Source organism: Ruegeria sp. YKSE079 (genome assembly GCF_059612845.1).
This window is the reverse complement of record NZ_JBXWRJ010000007.1, coordinates 1-18,486: the sequence shown is the minus strand read 5'-3', so window position 1 is coordinate 18,486 and position 18,486 is coordinate 1. Positions and strand designations below refer to the sequence as shown.

The window sequence follows — 18,486 nt, the reverse complement described above, 5'->3', positions numbered from 1 at the left end:
AGGGCCGTCTCCCAGCCCTTTTCCCTTTTCATGCATAAAACGGAGCCTCCCATGTTTCAGTCGCTGTGTCAGCCCGATGGCGTACGGGTCCGAATTGTTGTGAACGGGCGTGAGGTCGAGGCCGTGCCGGGACAGTCGGTCTGGTCGGCCATGGCTCTGGATGGTCAGACCGTGACACGGCATGCCGCATTGTCCGGTGAAATGCGCAGCGCCTATTGCGCCATGGGTGTGTGTTTTGAATGCATGGTCGAAATTGACGGTCTTCCCAATCAGCAGGCCTGCTTGCGGCAGGTGGCCGAGGGGATGGTGGTGACAACGCAAAATATTACCGAAGAGTCCGAGGTCGGCGATGCGGGCGTTTGATTGCGCGATCATCGGTGCTGGTCCTGCTGGCATGGCAGCAGCCATTCGACTGGCGGAAAGCGGTGCCAATGTTGCTGTTTTAGATCGCGCATCGCGGCCTGGCGGTCAGATCTATCGGTCCGTCGCCGATAGCCCGTTACCGGAAGCAAGCCTGTTGGGCGCGGACTATACTGACGGGGCTGGCCTTGTCGCCGCGTTCGAGCGCAGTTCCGTCACTTATTGCGCGAGGGCGGATGTCTGGCACGCGGGCGATGACGGTCGAATTCTGTTTTCACAAGAAGGCAAAACCAAGGAACTGAATTGCCGCGAGATGTTGCTTTGCCCCGGAGCGATGGAACGACCGATGCCAATTCCCGGATGGACCCTGCCAGGTGTAATGACCGCAGGTGCTGCACAGGTGATGCTGAAATCGGATGCAATGGTGGCCAATGGCGCAATCTTCGCGGGTTCCGGCCCGCTACTTTATCTGATCGTCGCGCAATATCTGCGGCTTGGTGTGCCGGTGGTGGCATTGGTCGATACCACGCCACGCGATCATTTCCTTGAGGCACTTCCACGTTTGCCTCGGGCCTTGCGCAGCTTTCCAATGCTGCAAAAGGGGATTGGGCTGCTGCGCGAGATACGGCGTAGCGGTATCCGAACATTTCGCGGTGCGCGTGATCTTTGCGTACTGGGTGATCAGCGGGCATCGGGCCTGCGTTTCTCCAGCGGAGGAGGTAGCCGCGAGATTGCCGCCGGCACCGTTTTTCTGCACCACGGAGTGCAGCCGAACCTGAACATAACCCTCGCGATGGGATTGAAACATCGCTGGAATTCCGACCAGCTTTGTTGGCAGGTCGATACAGATGCCTTTGGCCAAAGTTCGGTGCCACATGTTTCCGTTGCAGGCGACGGCGCGGGCATCATTGGCGCCGACGGCGCGCGTCTGGCGGGTCGTCTGGCGGCGCTCAACATCCTGTGCCGGTTGGGTCTGTTGTCGGAGCCGCAAAGAGACCGCGCGGCAGCTCCGGATCTGGCCGCGTTGGCCGTACTGCGCCCCTTCCGTGCCTTCATTGACAAGCTTTATCGCCCGTCGAACACGTTGCGCCTGCCACAGGACCCGGACACACTTGTCTGTCGGTGCGAAGAGCAAAGCCTCGCCCAACTCCGGGCGGGGTTTGATCTGGGCGCGCGTGACCCCAATGCCTTGAAATCATTAACTCGATGCGGGATGGGGCCGTGCCAGGGCCGTCAATGCGGTCATACCGTGGCGGGGCTGCTGGCAGAATGGCGCGGGGCGCCACCGGAAGACGTGGGTTACTATCGTTTGCGCAGCCCGCTGCGTTTGCTGACCCTCGACGAACTCAGCCATTTTGGCACTCTTCAGGCGAAGGGCAGCAAATGAAAGCGGATGTTCTGATTGTTGGGGGTGGCATTCAGGGGTGCGCTACCGCTTTTCATCTTGCCCGTTCCGGCGTGTCTGTCATCGTCGTTGAAAAGGACTATGTCGGTCGGCATGCATCTGGCGTGAATGCGGGCGGTGTCCGGCTATTGGGTCGCGACATGGCCGAAGTGCCGCTGTCCATAGCCTCGATGATGATGTGGCAGACATTGGATGAGGAACTTGGCCATGACACCGGGTTTCGCCGCCAGGGCCTGATCAACATTGCGGCGGACGACGCCGACATGACCAAGCTTCGCATTCGTGAAGACAAAATGCGCGCAGCGGGTTTTAGACACGAGCGGATCATTTCCCGCCAGGAGTTGATGGATCGTTTGCCGAACGTAAACCCGGATTGTGTCGGAGGGGCGACGTCAGATTTTGACGGTTACGCCATCCCTTACAAGGCGACCAGCGCTTTCCGTTTGCGCGCGGAACACCTTGGTGTCCGATTTGTCGAAGAAGAAGAATTGCTTGGCTTGCGTCGTGTCGGTGACGTCTGGCTGGCGCAAGGGTCAACCATTCGATTCGAAGCCGATACTGTCGTCAATTGTGCCGGAGCATGGGCCGACCGTATCGCTTTGATGATTGGCGACAACGTTCCGCTTAGCCATGCCGCGCCGATGCTGATGATCACGGCGCGTATGCCGCAATTCGCCAAGCCGGTTGTTGGGGCGGTCAGTAGACAGTTGAGTTTCAAACAGTTTGAAAACGGCACCGTCCTGATCGGGGGTGGGGCTAAGGGGTTTGCCGACCGTTCTGCAAACCGCACTCGTCTAGATTATTCCAAACTGGCCGAGGCTGCCCGAACCACGGCGGAGTTCTTTCCGATCATGCGCCGCGCCGCGATCAACCGCATGTGGGCTGGGTTGGAAGCGTATATGCCAGATAACTTGCCGGTAATTGGAGCTGCGGTGAATGCTGATCGCGCGTTCCACGCCTTTGGGTTTTCGGCCCATGGATTTCAGCTGGGTCCCGTGATCGGCAAGGTCATGTCGGATCTGGTTCAGACAGGCAAATCGGAGTTTCCGCTCGATGCTTTCCGAATCGACCGTTTTGACCGAAAGGTCTTGTGAGGTGGTTTCGAATTCTGCATCTTGCGCCACGCGATCATGGCGGTGCTAAAGCCACGCGATAGTCATGCCGACGTGCTGAATAACAACATCATTCTGTCACAACCATACAATGCCGTCGCAAGCGAAAAATGAGTGGCGCCCCTTAGAAACCTGTCGACAAATTTACCCGAGCGCGAGAAAATCTGTATGGGGCTTCTTGTCTGGCGGCTAACTCTGCGATTCAATTGAGACATGTTTGATCAGATTTCTCGTCGTGCATTTCTGACCGGTTTGGGGGCGGCGCTGAGTCCGGTTGCCGGGTGGGCAAAGGCTCCGGAAGCATCTCTCAGGCCGCAGGTGCGAACAGGTGTGGTGAGTGAGTCCGAGCGGATCATCCGAGCGGCTGGGTTGCCTGGGGATGTGGTCTTTGCCGTGGCCGATGTGAAAACCGGCAGACATCTGGAAGCAGTGGGCGCAGGCAACGGACTGCCGCCGGCGAGTGTGGCCAAGGCATTGACCGCGCTTTACGCGCTGGACGTGTTGGGGGCGGAGCATCGGTTCGAGACACGGCTGATCGCGGACGGGCCGATGGAAAACGGCATCCTCAAGGGGGATCTGATTCTAGTTGGCGGCGGAGACCCCTTGCTGGACACTGAGGCGCTTGCAAACCTGGCGGTGAACTTGCGGGAGGCCGGGCTGCGGGAAGTGCGCGGGGCTTTCAGGGTATATGACGGCGCGTTGCCCTTTGTGCATACCATTGATCCGGAACAGCCCGATCATGTCGGATACAGCCCGGCGGTGAGCGGCATCGCGCTGAACTTTAACCGCGTGCATTTCGAGTGGAAACGTGGCGCCAAAAGCTATGACGTGACCATGGATGCCCGCACCGCCAATTACCGGCCGCGCGTGGAAATGGCAAAGATGTCCGTCGCCGATCGGAACCTGCCCGTTTACACCTATGAACCCGGCGTGCGGGTCGACAACTGGACGGTGGCCAAGGGCGCTCTGGGCAAAGGTGGCGCGCGGTGGCTGCCGGTGCGCAAGCCGGCATTGTATGCGGGCGAAGTGTTTCAGACATTGGCGCGGGTCAACGGACTTGTTCTGGGCCGGGCGGAAGTTGTCCGTACCGTGCCCGAGGGTACAGTTCTGGCCACGCATCAGAGTGCGCCACTGCAAAAAATCTTGCGGGGAATGCTTAAATACTCGAACAACCTGACCGCCGAGATGGTAGGGATGGCTGCCACGGTGGCGCGGGGCGTTACGCCCGGTGACCTGCAGGATTCTGCGTCAGAGATGAACCAGTGGGCAATCGGGAAATACGGCGCCTTCCGGACGCAGATGGTGGATCACTCCGGTTTGGGAGGCGCTTCTCGCATGGCGCCGGGAGATCTGGTGCGGGCCCTTGTGGCTGCGCGCAAAAGCAATCTGTTGCGGCCCTTGCTCAAGCAGTTCGCCCTGAAGGACAGCAAGGGACGCCCAATCAAGGGGCATCCCGTCAGGGTCGATGCCAAGACAGGCACGCTGAATTTCGTGTCTGGTCTGGGGGGGTTCGTGACAACTGCGGGCGGCACTGAACTGGCATTTGCCATTTTCACCGCCGACATCGCGCGGCGGGCGCAGATCCGCCGTGAGGATCGGGAGCGTCCGCCGGGCGCGCGGTCATGGAACCGGCAGTCGAGAAAGTTGCAACAAGCCTTGCTGGAGCGGTGGGGCAACCTTTACGGTAGTTGAGCGCGCTCAGACCAGATGCCGCGCCCGCGCGCCGCGTTCGATGGCGGCGGCATGCAAGCGGTCGATATTGAGCTCGTACCGTATTTCTTCGAGCAGGCGCAGTTCGGTTTCCGCCAACGTGCCGTCGGCGGCGGCCACGTCACAGGCCAGGGCATAGGCGGTTTCATTCAGCCGTTCCGGCAGGTTGTCGCGGATCAGGCCGAACAGCGCATCCAGCCCGTCCTCTTGTTCGAATAGGTCGAACACGGTTTGCGAAACCCGCTGCATGCGGTCGATATCGTATTCGGCAAAGATCGGCAGCATGTTTACGGCGGTTTGGATCTTGACCAGCTCGGCAGTGCGGATGTTTTCGTCGGAGGCGGACACCGCGACCATGATCGCCACAAGGCAGTCCTGCGGGGTCATCGGGTGGGGGGCTTGCTCGGTCATGGTGTCGTCCTGCTGAAATCCTTGGTTTCAGCGCAAGATACGGAGAGCGCCGATGCTATTCAACTCTTGCGCGCCGATATTTCGAAGAACACGTTTTTGGTGTATTATCGAAGTGTTTTTTTCAGGAAATTTGGAGGTAAGTCATGACTGGTGTGAATGTGTTATTGGAAATCGCCTCGGAGCGTCCGGACGCCTTGGAAATGCACGGTGCGGCAATGGATGCACCCAACGAGGCGGAGCGGCAGGCGGCTGAGCTTTTGGCAGATATCGGCGGCGCCGGAATCGAGTTTGAGGAAGGGTTCACGCCGGTGCCGATGTTTTCGCGCATCGACGAGGCAGTAAGCGCCGATTTCGTGGAGTCCGTGCAACCGACCCACAGGGAACTGGCGCCGACAAGTCGGACGGTGGTGCTGCCTGCGCAGATGAGCCGGGAGCGTCTGAGCGAGTTGCAGGGAAATCCGAACGTTAAGATCTGGCCCAATTCGCAACTGACGCTATATTCCGCGCGGGAGGCGATTGACGAGGCGCGCTCGGACAGTGGTGTGGATTGCCGGCCTTTCCGCAGCGCGGTGGAAATTGCCGTTTTGCGCGACCTGCTGGGGACAGACACGTTGTGGAGCAGCGGTTTTCGTGGGCAGAACATCATCGTCGGCATCATCGACGAGGGTGTGAACGGAGATGAGTATCCGGTTGTCGGAGGATTTGCCCGCCCCGGGGCCGGATTGCAACCCGGCGCGGCGGCGATCAGCAGTCATGGCTCGATGTGCGCAGCGGATGTTCTGGTGGCGGCGCCGGCGGCGCGGATCTATGACTATCCGTTCCTCGGTGTTCCAAACTCGGGTGGTGCGTTGCAGATGTTCCAGGCGGTTCTGGATCAGTGGAATAATGATGGAACGCCGCAGATCACCAACAACTCTTACGGGTTTACCGGCGTGCCGAACCCGGCGCATTTTCCCAATCACGAAGTGCACGACATCAATCACCCGGTGCACCGCAAGGTGCGCGAGGTGGTGTCGGCAGGCGTGGCCTGTTTCTTTGCGGCGGGAAATTGCGGGCAGAATTGCCCAAGCGGCAATTGCCATTCCTCGGGTGTCGGGCCGGGCGTGTCGATACATGCATCCAACAGTCTGGCCGAAGTCATTACCGTCGCCGCCGTCAACAGCAGGCACGAGCGGATCGGGTATTCCAGCCAGGGGCCGGGCATGTTCGAGCCGCAAAAGCCGGATATCGCCAGTTATTCGCATTTCTTCGGCAACTTCGGATCAGGGCGCCCGGCGGGGGCTGGTGGAACGCCGTTTGACAACGGAACGTCGGCGGCAACACCGGTTGCGGCGGGTGTCGGTGCGGCGCTGTTGTCGGCCAATCCCGGACTGACCCCGGCCGAGTTGAAATTCCTGCTGATGGAATCGGCCACCAGCCTCGGCGGCGGGCGTGGCTGGAATGCCGATCACGGCACCGGTGTGATCAACGCGGCAGCGGCGCTAAGCTCTATGCGGACGCGGGTACCGTTGGTAGGCTGAGGCCCGGATGGATTGGTTGGTAACATATTGCGGATCCGAAACGGACGAGGAAGTCCGCCAGCGCCTGCGCGAGGCGGGGGCGTCGGTTAATCCGGATGTCACGGCCATACCGTTGGGGGAATCCGAGAGGGTTTTCGAAATCAGTGCGTCGGGTGTCGTGGCCTCGAAATTGACCGCCTTGCCTGGCGTCAGAGGCGTATATCCGCATTCCGAACCGACAGCATACCGTTAGGGTGCAATAATCCCTTGTTTGAGCTGGGTTGATGCCGCCCGACGATTGACTCTTGCTGCACCAGCACAATAGGAGAAGCGGGCCGGTCGCGCGGTGCGGCGGGTCCCGTTTTCCGATGGAGAAAGAAGCGAAATGTCTGAACTGCGCGATACCGCCCTTGCGTCCAAGGCCTGGCCCTTTGAAGAAGCGCGCCAGGTGCTAAAACGCTATCAGAAAGCTCCTCCGGAGAAGGGGTATGTCCTGTTCGAGACCGGCTATGGCCCCTCGGGCCTGCCGCATATTGGCACTTTTGGCGAGGTGGCACGCACGACGATGATCCGCCGTGCCTTCGAAGAGATCAGTGAAATTCCCACCAAGCTGATCTGTTTCTCGGACGATATGGACGGTATGCGCAAGGTGCCGGGTAATGTCCCCAATCAGGAAATGCTGAAGGAGCATCTGCAGAAGCCGCTGACCGCTGTGCCGGATCCGTTCGGCACGCATGAGAGCTTTGGCCATCACAACAACGCGATGCTGCGGCGGTTTCTGGATACGTTCGGGTTCGAGTATGAGTTCATCAGCGCGACGGATTTCTACAAGTCGGGCCAGTTCGACGCTATCCTGCTGCGAGCGGCCGAGCGTTACGACGAGGTCATGAAGATCATGCTCAAGTCGCTGCGCGAAGAGCGTCAGCAGACCTATTCGATCTTTCTGCCGATCCATCCCGATACAGGACGGGTTCTATACGTGCCAATGAAGGAGGTGAATGCCAAGGACGGCACTATCACTTTCGACGACGAAGATGGCAAGGAATGGACGCTTCCGGTCACTGGCGGCAACGTCAAGCTGCAGTGGAAACCGGACTTTGGTGCGCGCTGGGCGGCGCTGGGCGTCGATTTCGAAATGTACGGAAAAGATCATTCCACCAACACGCCAATCTATGACGGCATTTGCCGGGTACTGGGAGAACGCGCACCCGAACATTTCACGTATGAGTTGTTCTTGGATGAGAATGGCCAGAAGATTTCGAAATCGTCGGGCAACGGGGTGTCGATCGACGAATGGCTGAACTATGCGCCGACCGAAAGTCTTGCCTATTTCATGTACCAAAAGCCCAAGACCGCCAAACGGATGCATTTCGATGTGATACCGAAAGCCTATGATGAGTATCACCAGCAACTCAGGGCCTATCCGGGACAGGACCTGAAGGCGCAATTGAATAATCCGGTGTGGCATATCCACGGTGGCCGTGTTCCCGAGTCGACGCTGATTGTTCCGTTTGCGATGCTGCTGAACCTGGCCTCGGTCTCGGCGGCCGAGGACAAGGACACGCTGTGGGGTTTCATCCGCCGTTACGCGCCCGAGGCCAGCGCCGAGAGCCATCCCGACCTGGATCAGGCCGCCGGGTTCGCCGTGCGGTATTTCAACGATTTCGTCAAACCGACTCGCCAATTTCGCGCGCCGACAGAACAGGAGCGCGAGGCGCTGGAGGCGCTCAAGGCCGAGCTGGAGGTTTATGACGGGCCGATCGAGGACGAGGCGCTGCAATCTGTGGTGTATTCCATCGGGCGTGAGCGGTTTGATCCGATGCGCGACTGGTTCATCGCGCTTTACGAAGTGCTTCTGGGGGCGTCGCAAGGGCCGCGTTTTGGCGGGTTTGTCGCGCTTTACGGCGTGCCCGAAACCATCGCGCTGATCGATCGGGCGCTGGCGGGCGAACTGGTCTGATTTGACGAACAGGGACATGGGGCTATCCTCCGGTCAGGAGGGTAGCCCCATGCGCCACATTCTTTTGGCATTGCCGGTCTGGGTTTGGATGAGTGTGTCGACCCAAGCGCAAAGCACCGAGATCGAGGCCAATATCCGCGCCCAGATCGACGCCTTTCTGGTGGATGATTTCACCACCGCATTCACCTTTGCGAGCCCGGGCATTCAGAACCTGTTTCGGACGCCCGACGAATTCGGCGCGATGGTGCGCAACGGCTATCCGATGGTTTGGCGGCCTGCGGATGTGAGGTTCCTTGAGTTGCGTGAGGTCGGTGGTGATTTGTGGCAGAAAGTCATGATCGTTGATGACAACGGGCATGTGCATCTGCTGGATTACCAGATGATCCGGCAGGGTGATGCGTGGAAAATCAACGGCGTGCAACTCCTTGGTCCGAGCGATCCGGCGGCGTGATGCAACGGCACCGTCACGGTGGTGCCAGTCCGGTTTAAACTTTTTCCCATACTTCGGTTTCTCGCATTCGGGGGCACCCGAAATCGGGAATGAAGCGTTCGTGGCGGTTTGTTCGCGGCGCATTTGGGAAAGGGATACGAATGAACAAGGCGATCACCGACGGTATCGAGTTCATGCCGCCTGCGTTCAAAAACGGGCTGGATGTCTGGTCAAGCGGCAATGGCACGCCCGGGTCGGACACATATGATGGGTCGGGAAGCGCGGCCTTTGTGCCGGCGGATGCCGATTTTGGCGGCTGTCTGGAAGTGCTGAAAACGAGCTCGCCACAAAAGATCCGGTACATGGGGCAGACTCCGATCCTGCCGGGGTGCTACTTGCAGATCAGGGCGCGGGTCAAAGCGGTAAGCGGGCCGCTGCCCACGGTCCGGATTGCCGGTTGGGCTGGTGGCGCAGGATACGTGCATGTGCCGGGTGTGATCGAGGTAGGACCGGCGACAACGCTTGCCTCGTATGGCAATGTTGTTGAGATTTCCGCCATTGTTGGCACCGGGTTTCGTGATGGCGTCGACATGTCCTGGGGCGTAAATGCGTTGTACGGTCATTTCGGGCTGAATATCGAGGGACCGAACGGTGCGGTTCTGCGGGTGGACGATATCGAGATCGAGGATGTCACTGGCGTGTTCCTGCGCGATCTGATCGGGTTGGTCGATGTCCGTGATTTTGGTGCCAGAGGGGACGGATCAACCGACGACTCTGCCGCCTTCGAAGCGGCCGATCAGGCGGCCGGCGGACGACAGGTTCTGGTACCCGAAGGCAGCTACTATCTCGGCCAGACCACCAGCATGAATGCGCGCGTCGAGTTTGAAGGCACGGTGACGATGCCGTCGAGTGAGATGTTGCTTTTGACAAAGGATTTCGACCTGCCGACCTATATATCCGCATTCGGCGACGAAACGCTGGGCTTCAAGAAGGCATTTCAGGCGCTTCTGAACAACTCGGATCATGAATCGTTGGATATGGGCGGGCGCAAGGTTTCGGTGTCAGAGCCGATCGACATGCAGGCCGCAGTTCCGAACCGGACCAGTTATGCCACCCGCCGGGTGATTCGGAACGGTCAGTTGGACGTTCAGGCCAACTCGGCCTGGGATACTCAGACCTTCACCTCGCAAGCGACCTATAGTTCGAGCACCCCATTTACGCTGAAAAACGTATTGAACGCAGCCAACATTCCTGTGGGCGCATTGGTGAAAGGCAACGGAGTGGGGCGCGAGATCTATGTGCGCTCGAAAAACGTTGGCGCGCAGGAAATCACGCTTAGCAATCCGTTGTATGATGCAGACGGCACACAAAATTTCACCTTTGTTGAGTTCAAGTACCTGCTGGATTTCAGCGGCTTCAGTTCGCTGCAGAAATTCGGGATGGAGGATATCGAGTTTCAGTGTAACGGCCGGTGCAGCGCCATTCGGCTCGCGCCTGCGGGCAACACGTTTTCGCTGAAGAACTGTTTTGTCAGCCGTCCGTTGGACCGCGGTATCACCTCAACCGGCGGCGGGTGTCAGGGGATGCTGATCGACGGGTGCCAGTTCCTGTCGACCGAGGAAAGCCTGAATGTGCCCGACCGAAGCTCGATCGCCCTCAATACCAACAACAACGACGTCAAGCTTCGCCACAACCGCGCGACCCGATTCAAGCATTTTGCGGTGCTGGGCGGTGACAACAACATGGTGCTGGGCAACCATTTCTTTCAGGGTGATGACGTGGCCAATGGCAGCCGTACAGCCGGGTTGGTCATAATTGGCACCTATTCCAGTTCGACCATCGCCGAAAACTATGTGGATAACTGTTTCATCGAGTGGACGAACGAACATGATCCCAATCCCGATTTCGTCTCTGGATTTTCGTTCAGTTCGATGAGCATCACCGACAACATATTCTTGTCGAGCGATGTGGCGCCATGGTTCAGTTACGTCGTGATCCGACCCTATGGAACCGGGCATTTCCTGAACGGACTGACGGTGACCGGCAACAAGTTCCGTTCGATCAATGGCAATATCGACCGGGCCGAGCGGGTGGATACGACATTTGCCGATTTGAACTATAGCCGGTTTGTGGACGTTTTCTTTGACGGCAACATGTTCCACGGGGTGAGTGCGAAAAGCGCCAATCCCCTGCGGTTGCGTCATTCTCAGAACACGGCAGTGCAAACCTGGGTGGTTGATCCGGGGCAAGACCTGGCCTTTGGCGGCTGGGCGCGTGGTTGCGACGGCGTATTGGCGGTGGACGCGTTGCAGACGGGGGGCAACGCGGTTCGCTATGCTGCACCTTATGTCAGAGTACAGCAGGGTTCAGGCAATGACCGGATACACATCGTCTGGCCCGAACCCCTGAAGGGAACGGTAGCGACCTCGATCCGCATCGACACATAGGACCAGCGGGCGGGCGCAATGCGCCCGTCTTTCCCTTAGAAGGTGCGCCAAATGGCCAGCTTAAGACCGGGGCGGGAGGTGGCCGAGTTCTTCTCGACCCCCAGAACCCACGTGGCTGTCCACTTCCGGGGCCGGATCATGATCGAAGGGGTCACGCTCCAATAAAGCGGGGCGTCGCTGATTGCCGAGGTTTCGATCTGCAGCAGCGGATTGAAGCGCCGACCCGAAAACAGACCCGCCGTGATATCGAGCTTTCGGATGGTGCTGCGCCCTTTTAGAAAGTCAGCAGCGGCGTCGACAGCCAGCCAGCCGTAAGCGTTCCGGATGCTGAACTCGCGCCCATAGGACAGTTTTAACCGGGTCATGGTGCGCGATTCAGTTTGCCTATGATAGGCGCCGATCCCAATCTCGGCGGCAAAGCGCCCCATCCGGTCCGAGGTCAGCAGTGGTATTCGGGCAAACAGCAACGCATGGCCGGCGATTCCTTGGTATTCATGCGCGTCGAAGCCGACGGTCAGCCGATCCCGAAGGCCCCATTCCAGATAAATCGAGTATTTGTTTCCGATCTGACCGCTGTCTTCGAGGTGGGTGGTGCTGGAGATCGAGGAAAACCCAACGCCCTTGTCGCGCATCCATGCTCCGGCCTGCGCGGGTCCCGCGGCCAGTAGACATAGAATTATGGCGATCAGATATTGGCGCACGAATTGTCCTCGTGCGGCGATCCTTCGCTAATCTAGGTTAACAGACGGTTACGCACAGATCGCGCGTGATGAAGTTTCACGAATTTTCGGGGGCGAATTCGAGGTATCAGCCCGGCAAGCCTGCCATGCGCAGACCGGAAATCAAATGATCGAGATCCTCGGGATTGCGCCACATATTTCGAAATCCGCTGGTCAGGGTCTCTATGGTGGCGTTGCCAAAGTCGAGGTTTCGGCTGTTCAATTCTTCGCGGCGGTGTTGAACGAAGGCCTGAAGTTCCAGGTGCGCTTCATCCAGCTTGCCCGACAGTGCATAGGCGGACACGAGAAACGCGCGGCCGACAGAGTTGAGCAGCGCTTCGCCGATAAGGGCGCCTACCGCCTCGTCATAGCGGCCCATAAAGAAATAGACTTGGCCTAGAATCCAATCGAGTGCCGGAGGGTGAAGCGGGTCGAGCCGCATGGCTTCGGTCACGATTTCAAGCGCCTTCGCATGGTGTCCCAAAAGCAGAAATCCGTATCCGCACCACGCCATCGATTCAGCTTCGTTGACGATCTGGGACAGGGTCTTGTCGAATTGTATTTCCGCTTGTTGCCAAAGCCGGGCACAAAGATACGCGTAACCGAGCTGATCCTGAATATAGACGTCGCGATTGTCCAGCGAGGCGCCCCTTCGGGCAATTTCAAGGGCCTTCCCGGGCGCGTCTTCATCGGCCAGACCAAGCCACAGGTCGACCACATAAGTATCCGCCAGGTACATGTAGACACGGGCGTATTCGGGGTCGAGTTCCACGGCCTTTTCCAGCAACTGACGCGCTTTGGCGGTGTCTTGCGCATTCAGACCATCGCGCAGCGCTTTTGCTTTCAGAAGAAGCTCATAGGCCTTCATGCTGTCCGTCGGCTTGTACGATATCCGATCGGCCACATCATGTTGCACGCGCCCGGGGAGCACGGCAATGATGCTGCGCGCGACTTCGTCCTGTACGTCGAAGACATCTTCGAGTTCGCGGTCGTACCTGTCGGCCCAGATGTGCTTGCCGGTTTCGGCCTCGACCAGCTGAGCAGTGACTCGCAGCCGTTTCCCCGCCCGGCGTACGCTGCCTTCGAGAAGGTATTGAACTCCGAGCCGTGCGCCGATTTCGCTTGCGGTCAGGTCCTTGCCCTTGAGGCTGAACGACGAGTTGCGCGCAATCACGAACAGTGTTCGGAAACGGGACAGGCCAGTGATTATATCTTCGGATATGCCATCGCTGAAGAATTCCTGCTCGGCATCACCGCTCATGTTGACAAACGGCATGACGGCAATCGATGGTTTGTCGCGTGCAGCCATTGCCGGTGCCGAAGTTGCAATGTGAGAAGGGGACCATTTGAAGATGTGGATCGGCCGGGTAAGGTTCTTGAGTTGGCGCAAACCGTGATCCACGAAAAAGGCGTCGATCTTGCTGGCAATGCTGTCATGCACCACCGAGGAAATGCAGATGCCGCCGATATCGGCTTCAGCTTCGAGGCGCGCAGCCACGTTTATTCCGTCACCATAAATTTCATCGCCGTCAAGAATGACGTCGCCAAGATTTATCCCGATACGTAGCCGGATTGGTGACGGTTGGGCGGCCATTCGTTGTTGAATGTCAATGGCGCAGCGCACGGCATCGACGACCGAATTGAACTCGACCAGCGCGCCGTCTCCTGTCAGCTTGTTGAGGTGTCCGTTGAAACGGCGGACGGCCGGGTCGAATTCGGTTTCGCGATGCAGCTTCAACCGGACCAGGGCGTCCTCTTCGTCGCGGGCCATCATCTTTGAATACCCTACGACATCGGCAGACAGTATCGCGCTGAGCCTTCTTTGCACCGGCTATCCTCCTGATTTGGAAGGGTACTGGTCTTTGATTTACTTTGCATAGTGTTTTCGGGTGCCGGGCGTTTGATGGCGAAGTGCGGTCGCTTGTTGCAAGTTCGGTTTTCATGGGTGCGCGTTCAGATAAAAGACCTTTCCAATCCCAGAAGTTACTGGATTAATGCCAGAAATCGGAAGCATTCCGAAAAACCTGTGCTAGGCTGGGATAAAAGAGGAGGAGCACGATGCCTAAAATTTCCAAGGACGCATCCATTCAGACCGTCATCACCACGTTCGAAATGACGCCGGGCACCTGTCAGGATCTGCTCGAGGCGCTGACCGACGCCTATTCCAACTTCATCTCGAAGCAACCTGGCTTCGTCGCGGCCGGATTGCATGTGAATGACGCGCAGACACGGATCGCCAACTATTCCCAGTGGCAACGGCGCGAGGATTTTCTGGCCATGCTGCGCACCGATGAAATGCGGGCGCGAAATCGTCAGATCAACGAACTGTGCAAAAGCTTTGAGCCGGTCATGTACGACGTGGCCGAGACGTTTGGGTGACCTGATTTGAATCAAGGCCGGACCGGCCGGGAAAGCGCAGACTCAGTCTATCTCAACAGGAGGCGCAAGCCCATGTACCACAACATTCTTGTTCCGATTTCCTTTGACTCCGAACGGGACGTTTCGGGCCCGCTGAAACTGGCCGAAAAACTGGCGACCCCGGATGCGAAGATCACGTTGATGCACGTGGTCGAACACATTCCGGACTATGCCATCTCGTACATGCCCGCCGAGTATCTGACCGAGGCGCGCAAGGCCATCCAGGGCGAACTGGACGCATTGGCCGCCAAGCTGCCAAATGCGCGGGCCGAGGTAGTCGAGGGGCATTCGGGCCGAACAATTCTGGACTGGGCCGAGACCAACAAGCCCGATCTGATCATTCTGGCGTCGCACCGTCCAGGTATGCAGGACATCTTTCTGGGTTCCACCGCGACGCATGTGGTGCGCCACGCGCAATGCGCGGTGCATGTGGTCCGGTAACTGCCAGTTCCGGCCCCGCGACAGGGGGCCGGATGCCTGCCGCGTCATCAATGGGTGCAGCAGAAAGAGCCGTGCTGGGCATCCTTCATCAAGCGGTCGAAGTCGCTGCCTTTCATTTCGATCAGGGTCTTGTGGTCCCCGGCCTCGAACCAAACGCGGTCAAGCCCGGTCAGGCTGTCATCGATGATGGTCGGCACGTCATAGGCAGATCCTATGGGCGGTGCCGCCCCCAGGTCGCAATCGTCAAAGACCTCTTCGACCTGCTCTTCGGGGGCCAGCCCGATGCGGCGCGACAGGATGGCTTGCAGGTTGGTCAGATCAACATGGTGGTTTGACGGAACGACGGCCAATATCGGTCCTTCCTCCATATGGATCAGGACGGATTTCGCCAGATGGTCGCCGGGTACATGCGCGGCTTCGGCGCATTCGGCGGCCGTGGGCGCATAAGGGTGCGGGATCATGTCAAACGGCAGTCCCCGGGCTTCGAGGTGGTGTTTAAGGCGCGTGGCAATGGTCATGGTGTCCTCCATGGAGCCATCGGCAACCCGGCCTTGCGCATCTGGCGCGCCAGGCGCCGAGTGTGGTGTGCGAGAAACCCAGTCTGCGCCCATCGTCCGAGTCGGGCAAGTCAGTCGCTACAGATCGGATGCGGACAGGCGGTATGCCTTGCCGAATCCGGCGTTGAGCAGACCGTCGGTCACATCGAATCTGACAAAGCGGAAATCGGCGAAATCTGCATAAAGCCCGGCCTTGGGGCGCAGCGACAGGTAGCGGCTGCGCATGCGGTCATGTTCCAAAGTGCCGCGTGGGATCAGCGCCGCCGTGCAATGCAGCGTCAGACGTGGATGGGTCAGCGGGTCGCCCTTGGGGCCAGGTTCCCCGATCAGAAGGGCACAGGCGGGGTTGGCGTCAAGCGCCTGCGTGTGGCCAGAGAGGGACGAGATCAACGAAATCGGTTGCCCGCAGCCGCTTGTGGCAAGCGCGACGCGGGTGACCGAGGGTAGGGCGGTATCCGGCTGCAGCACTGCCAGGGCCGCGTGGGTTGCGCTCTGTACAAGGTCACGGGCCAGTGCGCGGGCGGTGTCATCGGCGGGCCGAAAGAGGTCGGTGCGGGTCATCGTGATGCCATAATCGAATTTTATCTCAGCATTCATGGCACAAGAGGCAATGTCGAGCGAAGAGATTATCCCAAACCCCCGGTCCCGCCAGCGCCACCGGCGGGCCGAGGCGTTGCGCAGAAAGGCGCTTTCGCCGGTGCGCATTCTGACCATGATCCTGGCGCTGCCGATTACGATCGCCTGTATCTCGTTTGGGGTCTACATGCGTACCAGCCCCTATGAACCGGACGAAGCCCTGTTGCATATCGTAGCACTGGCAGGCTGTGACGCGGCGAGGGCCATGGGTGTGGCCCCCAGCTATCGCGGGATGGTGGGATATCACACGCGCAATGATCCGGATGGGGACGGGGTGGCCTGTGACGAGCCTCGCCCGGTGGCGGCCGGAACCCCAGCCGCGTCGGCTGCCAAAGCACCAGTGCGGCAGGTAAAAGAACGGACAGTCGGCGGCGCAAAATTCGTGCGCCCCTGAACGCCGAGACTTTGTTGGCTGAGCAGGCTACGCCTCTGCTGGGCGATAGGCAAACCGATAAGCCAGCGCCACTCCGCCCGCGCCGCCGGCGATGTTGCCAAGTGTGACCCAGAACAGGTTGCTGAACGCAGCCGCCCAACCGATCCCTTCTCCCGCCAGTGCGCCCTGCGGTAGCAGGTACATGTTGGCGACCGAGTGTTCGAGGCCGAGCAGAACGAAACCCGCAATTGGCCAGAGGATCGCAAGAATCTTGCCCGCCGCTGTACGCGCGGCGAAGGTCAGCCAGACGGCCAGACAGACCAGCGCGTTGCAAAGCGCGCCGCGGGCGAAGGCCTCGACCGGCGACAGCATCGCCTTGCCCCGGGCGATGGCCTGGGCCGTCTCGCCCATCGGGCCGTCCAGCAGGCCGGTCAGCGCAAAGGCCACGGCCAGCCCGGCAGCGCCAGCAAGATTCCCGGCATAGACCAACCCCCAGTTGCGCATGAGCGCGCGCAGGGTGATCCGCCTGTCAACTGCCGCCATGGTCATCAGTGCGTTGCCGGTGAACAACTCAGCCCCACCCACCACTACAAGGATCAGGCCCAGCGAAAATACCACGCCGCCCAGAAATCGGGCCGGGCCAAACCCGGCATCCACGCCGGTCATCACCATGGTATAGGCTGCACCGCCAAAGCCGATGAAGGCCCCGGCCAGCAGGGCCAGTGTCAGGGTCTGGCCGGTGGCAAGGCGCGCCTTGGTCACTCCGGCGGTTTCGACCAGCCGGGCGATTTCGGCAGGCTTATAGGCGTCAAGGCCGGTGGGGTTTGCTTGTGTCATGGGCGCAGCATGACCGGATCGCCGCGTAAGCGTATTGATCGGGATCAAGGTGCGTCGGCCCAGTCAGCCCTTCATCGCGTGCAGCAGGTCAAGCAGGCGTTTGCGGCCCTGGCCGTCGGAATAACCGCCGATGGCAAGGCGTTCTGCAACGTGCAGGCGCAGGCGCTCGTGCTGGGTCCGCACTTCCTCACCGGCGGTCTCGGCCAGTGTCTTCATGATCGCCGCAACCGCCTGCTTGCGCTTGGTGGTGGGGTTGGCAATGTAGTCGACAAGGCTCTGCTGACCGGAATCAGGAATATTTTCGGCCAGCGCGCGCAACTGGTCGCCGTTCGGTAATAGCGGCGCGGGTGCGGTTTCAGGTGGCAGGATTTCCGGCAGGCTGCGCGGGGCTTCGCCCAGCACGTTGGCGCCGTCAACAAAGGCTTCGGTGATCATTCGGGTCATTTTTTTGGCGCGCGGATCGCGGAACAGGGCCGAGGCAATCGCCACGCCATAATCGGTATAGACCCACGGATTGACCCGACGCCCGCCGCGACCTCCGGGCCTTGAGATCACATTTCGTGATTGCAACGCTGTCACTTCGTCGTCAGACATCCGGAACATCGAAAGACGCCGCTGACAAGCTGGTCAGGGGTATCAAAAGGAAGACCCGCAAGCACTACTCGGCCGAGGAGAAGATCAGGATCGTCCAGGCTGGTCTTCGCGGCAAAGAGGCGATCTACTCAAGATCATCTGGTGGGATCAACAAGGTGCGTGTCTGTTCAGCAAACGCCTTGAGAATGGGCGGTTCGTTTTGGCCCGCTGCAAAGGACGGCAAGATCAACGTCACGCCTGCACAGCTTTCGATGTTTCTTGAAGGCATTGACTGGGGATGCCGCAGAAGACTTGGCGGCCATTGCGGACCGGATAGGTCGCGTGGGTTTCAACTCACTCTGCCTCGAGTTGAACGATATCGCGCCACGCATCCATGGTGGCAACACAGAGCTTAGGAAAATCTGCGGATGCCATCTCGTGGCGGGGAAGGTGAAACAGGCTTGCAATCAGCAGGGCTATCGACTCGCTAGCAACTGTATTTCTCAGGCGGTCTGAGCCGACCAGTTTTGCCGAGATTTTAGGAGTGCGTTCGCGATTGTAACGAGCTTTCTAGCGACTGCTGTGATGATGACTTTGT

Annotated in this window: 19 protein-coding genes and 1 pseudogene; 13 read left to right on the top strand and 7 right to left on the bottom strand. The window is 59.3% G+C overall.

Going from position 1 to position 18,486, the window contains the following annotated elements; translation table 11 throughout:
- The first annotated feature begins 51 nt into the window (after positions 1–51).
- The 4 genes from AC2FMY_RS07855 to dacB all read left to right on the top strand — a co-directional run bounded on the left by AC2FMY_RS07855 (position 52) and on the right by dacB (position 4,569).
- Positions 52–363 (top strand): (2Fe-2S)-binding protein, encoded by a 312-nt coding sequence (locus tag AC2FMY_RS07855; RefSeq protein WP_496746745.1) that lies wholly within the window; start codon positions 52–54, stop codon positions 361–363.
- A complete protein-coding gene (locus AC2FMY_RS07850) occupies positions 350–1,747 on the top strand; it encodes an FAD/NAD(P)-dependent oxidoreductase (protein WP_496807209.1) in 1,398 nt (465 codons plus the stop codon). Before AC2FMY_RS07855 ends, AC2FMY_RS07850 begins: the two co-directional genes overlap by 14 nt.
- Positions 1,744–2,859 (top strand): NAD(P)/FAD-dependent oxidoreductase, encoded by a 1,116-nt coding sequence (locus AC2FMY_RS07845; protein ID WP_496746749.1) that lies wholly within the window; start codon positions 1,744–1,746, stop codon positions 2,857–2,859. The genes AC2FMY_RS07850 and AC2FMY_RS07845 overlap by 4 nt, the downstream gene beginning before the upstream one ends.
- Before the next feature lie 231 nt (positions 2,860–3,090).
- On the top strand, positions 3,091–4,569 hold the full coding sequence (gene dacB, locus AC2FMY_RS07840; RefSeq protein ID WP_496746750.1) for a D-alanyl-D-alanine carboxypeptidase/D-alanyl-D-alanine endopeptidase: 1,479 nt from the start codon (positions 3,091–3,093) through the stop codon (positions 4,567–4,569).
- A 6-nt stretch (positions 4,570–4,575) separates the two neighbouring features.
- On the opposite strand, the gene AC2FMY_RS07835 is transcribed toward dacB, so the two are convergent.
- On the bottom strand, positions 4,576–4,998 hold the full coding sequence (locus AC2FMY_RS07835; protein WP_480750220.1) for a tellurite resistance TerB family protein: 423 nt from the start codon (positions 4,996–4,998) through the stop codon (positions 4,576–4,578).
- Positions 4,999–5,141: 143 nt separating this feature from the next.
- On the opposite strand from AC2FMY_RS07835, the gene AC2FMY_RS07830 reads away from it, so the two are divergent.
- From AC2FMY_RS07830 to AC2FMY_RS07810, 5 genes are all read left to right on the top strand, one after another.
- On the top strand, positions 5,142–6,518 hold the full coding sequence (locus AC2FMY_RS07830) for a S8 family peptidase (RefSeq protein ID WP_480750219.1): 1,377 nt from the start codon (positions 5,142–5,144) through the stop codon (positions 6,516–6,518).
- A gap of 7 nt (positions 6,519–6,525) precedes the next feature.
- Positions 6,526–6,750 carry a hypothetical protein gene (locus tag AC2FMY_RS07825; protein WP_480750218.1) on the top strand — a complete coding sequence of 75 codons (225 nt, stop codon included), beginning with the start codon at positions 6,526–6,528 and terminating at the stop codon, positions 6,748–6,750.
- A 132-nt stretch (positions 6,751–6,882) separates the two neighbouring features.
- Positions 6,883–8,457, top strand: coding sequence for a lysine--tRNA ligase (locus AC2FMY_RS07820; RefSeq protein ID WP_480750217.1), 1,575 nt, complete (start codon positions 6,883–6,885; stop codon positions 8,455–8,457).
- 49 nt (positions 8,458–8,506) lie between these two features.
- The gene (locus AC2FMY_RS07815; protein ID WP_480750216.1) at positions 8,507–8,908 is read left to right on the top strand and encodes a DUF4864 domain-containing protein; all 402 of its coding nucleotides are present in this window, start codon (positions 8,507–8,509) and stop codon (positions 8,906–8,908) included.
- A gap of 140 nt (positions 8,909–9,048) precedes the next feature.
- On the top strand, positions 9,049–11,334 hold the full coding sequence (locus AC2FMY_RS07810) for a glycosyl hydrolase family 28-related protein (RefSeq protein ID WP_496746760.1): 2,286 nt from the start codon (positions 9,049–9,051) through the stop codon (positions 11,332–11,334).
- Positions 11,335–11,369: 35 nt separating this feature from the next.
- Here the strand turns inward: AC2FMY_RS07810 and AC2FMY_RS07805 are convergent, their stop codons facing one another.
- Both AC2FMY_RS07805 and AC2FMY_RS07800 read right to left on the bottom strand, forming a co-directional pair.
- Positions 11,370–12,035: a hypothetical protein gene (locus tag AC2FMY_RS07805; RefSeq protein WP_480750214.1), complete on the bottom strand. Its 666-nt coding sequence runs from the start codon at positions 12,033–12,035 to the stop codon at positions 11,370–11,372.
- Positions 12,036–12,141: 106 nt separating this feature from the next.
- The gene (locus tag AC2FMY_RS07800) at positions 12,142–13,881 is read right to left on the bottom strand and encodes an adenylate/guanylate cyclase domain-containing protein (protein WP_496807208.1); all 1,740 of its coding nucleotides are present in this window, start codon (positions 13,879–13,881) and stop codon (positions 12,142–12,144) included.
- Positions 13,882–14,111: 230 nt separating this feature from the next.
- Here AC2FMY_RS07800 and AC2FMY_RS07795 point away from each other — a divergent pair, with 230 nt between their 5' ends.
- Together AC2FMY_RS07795 and AC2FMY_RS07790 are read left to right on the top strand one after the other, a co-directional pair.
- Positions 14,112–14,432, top strand: coding sequence for an antibiotic biosynthesis monooxygenase family protein (locus tag AC2FMY_RS07795; RefSeq protein ID WP_480750212.1), 321 nt, complete (start codon positions 14,112–14,114; stop codon positions 14,430–14,432).
- A 72-nt stretch (positions 14,433–14,504) separates the two neighbouring features.
- Positions 14,505–14,912, top strand: a complete 408-nt coding sequence (locus AC2FMY_RS07790; protein ID WP_480750211.1) for a universal stress protein — start codon at positions 14,505–14,507, stop codon at positions 14,910–14,912.
- A gap of 47 nt (positions 14,913–14,959) precedes the next feature.
- Here the strand turns inward: AC2FMY_RS07790 and AC2FMY_RS07785 are convergent, their stop codons facing one another.
- Together AC2FMY_RS07785 and AC2FMY_RS07780 are read right to left on the bottom strand one after the other, a co-directional pair.
- Positions 14,960–15,523: an aminoacyl-tRNA deacylase gene (locus AC2FMY_RS07785; protein ID WP_496807207.1), complete on the bottom strand. Its 564-nt coding sequence runs from the start codon at positions 15,521–15,523 to the stop codon at positions 14,960–14,962.
- A gap of 24 nt (positions 15,524–15,547) precedes the next feature.
- Entirely contained in the window at positions 15,548–16,066 is a 519-nt protein-coding gene (locus AC2FMY_RS07780; RefSeq protein ID WP_496807206.1) for a HugZ family pyridoxamine 5'-phosphate oxidase, read from the bottom strand.
- Here AC2FMY_RS07780 and AC2FMY_RS07775 point away from each other — a divergent pair.
- Positions 16,065–16,499 carry an excalibur calcium-binding domain-containing protein gene (locus AC2FMY_RS07775; protein ID WP_496807205.1) on the top strand — a complete coding sequence of 145 codons (435 nt, stop codon included), beginning with the start codon at positions 16,065–16,067 and terminating at the stop codon, positions 16,497–16,499. The genes AC2FMY_RS07780 and AC2FMY_RS07775 overlap by 2 nt on opposite strands.
- 27 nt (positions 16,500–16,526) lie before the next feature.
- Here AC2FMY_RS07775 and AC2FMY_RS07770 read toward each other — a convergent pair whose 3' ends face one another.
- Both AC2FMY_RS07770 and AC2FMY_RS07765 read right to left on the bottom strand, forming a co-directional pair.
- Complete coding sequence (locus tag AC2FMY_RS07770; protein ID WP_496807204.1) at positions 16,527–17,315, bottom strand: formate/nitrite transporter family protein; 789 nt, start codon at positions 17,313–17,315, stop codon at positions 16,527–16,529.
- A gap of 63 nt (positions 17,316–17,378) precedes the next feature.
- On the bottom strand, positions 17,379–17,909 hold the full coding sequence (locus AC2FMY_RS07765; RefSeq protein WP_496807203.1) for an ORF6N domain-containing protein: 531 nt from the start codon (positions 17,907–17,909) through the stop codon (positions 17,379–17,381).
- 124 nt (positions 17,910–18,033) lie between these two features.
- Here AC2FMY_RS07765 and tnpB point away from each other — a divergent pair.
- Positions 18,034–18,171, top strand: a pseudogene (gene tnpB, locus AC2FMY_RS07760) (IS66 family insertion sequence element accessory protein TnpB); the annotation flags it as partial.
- Between the last annotated feature and the right edge of the window lie 315 nt (positions 18,172–18,486).

Bases quoted from the DNA above. Each gene is read 5' to 3' on its own strand.
- AC2FMY_RS07785 (WP_496807207.1), bottom strand. From the start codon at position 15,523: ATGGGCGCAGACTGGGTTTCTCGCACACCACACTCGGCGCCTGGCGCG.
- AC2FMY_RS07765 (WP_496807203.1), bottom strand. From the start codon at position 17,909: ATGTCTGACGACGAAGTGACAGCGTTGCAATCACGAAATGTGATCTCA.
- AC2FMY_RS07845 (WP_496746749.1), top strand. From the start codon at position 1,744: ATGAAAGCGGATGTTCTGATTGTTGGGGGTGGCATTCAGGGGTGCGCT.
- AC2FMY_RS07830 (WP_480750219.1), top strand. From the start codon at position 5,142: ATGACTGGTGTGAATGTGTTATTGGAAATCGCCTCGGAGCGTCCGGAC.
- AC2FMY_RS07780 (WP_496807206.1), bottom strand. From the start codon at position 16,066: ATGAATGCTGAGATAAAATTCGATTATGGCATCACGATGACCCGCACC.
- AC2FMY_RS07775 (WP_496807205.1), top strand. From the start codon at position 16,065: ATGGCACAAGAGGCAATGTCGAGCGAAGAGATTATCCCAAACCCCCGG.
- AC2FMY_RS07770 (WP_496807204.1), bottom strand. From the start codon at position 17,315: ATGACACAAGCAAACCCCACCGGCCTTGACGCCTATAAGCCTGCCGAA.
- AC2FMY_RS07810 (WP_496746760.1), top strand. From the start codon at position 9,049: ATGAACAAGGCGATCACCGACGGTATCGAGTTCATGCCGCCTGCGTTC.
- AC2FMY_RS07855 (WP_496746745.1), top strand. From the start codon at position 52: ATGTTTCAGTCGCTGTGTCAGCCCGATGGCGTACGGGTCCGAATTGTT.
- dacB (WP_496746750.1), top strand. From the start codon at position 3,091: ATGTTTGATCAGATTTCTCGTCGTGCATTTCTGACCGGTTTGGGGGCG.
- AC2FMY_RS07835 (WP_480750220.1), bottom strand. From the start codon at position 4,998: ATGACCGAGCAAGCCCCCCACCCGATGACCCCGCAGGACTGCCTTGTG.
- AC2FMY_RS07795 (WP_480750212.1), top strand. From the start codon at position 14,112: ATGCCTAAAATTTCCAAGGACGCATCCATTCAGACCGTCATCACCACG.
- AC2FMY_RS07815 (WP_480750216.1), top strand. From the start codon at position 8,507: ATGCGCCACATTCTTTTGGCATTGCCGGTCTGGGTTTGGATGAGTGTG.
- AC2FMY_RS07820 (WP_480750217.1), top strand. From the start codon at position 6,883: ATGTCTGAACTGCGCGATACCGCCCTTGCGTCCAAGGCCTGGCCCTTT.
- AC2FMY_RS07825 (WP_480750218.1), top strand. From the start codon at position 6,526: ATGGATTGGTTGGTAACATATTGCGGATCCGAAACGGACGAGGAAGTC.
- AC2FMY_RS07790 (WP_480750211.1), top strand. From the start codon at position 14,505: ATGTACCACAACATTCTTGTTCCGATTTCCTTTGACTCCGAACGGGAC.
- AC2FMY_RS07850 (WP_496807209.1), top strand. From the start codon at position 350: ATGCGGGCGTTTGATTGCGCGATCATCGGTGCTGGTCCTGCTGGCATG.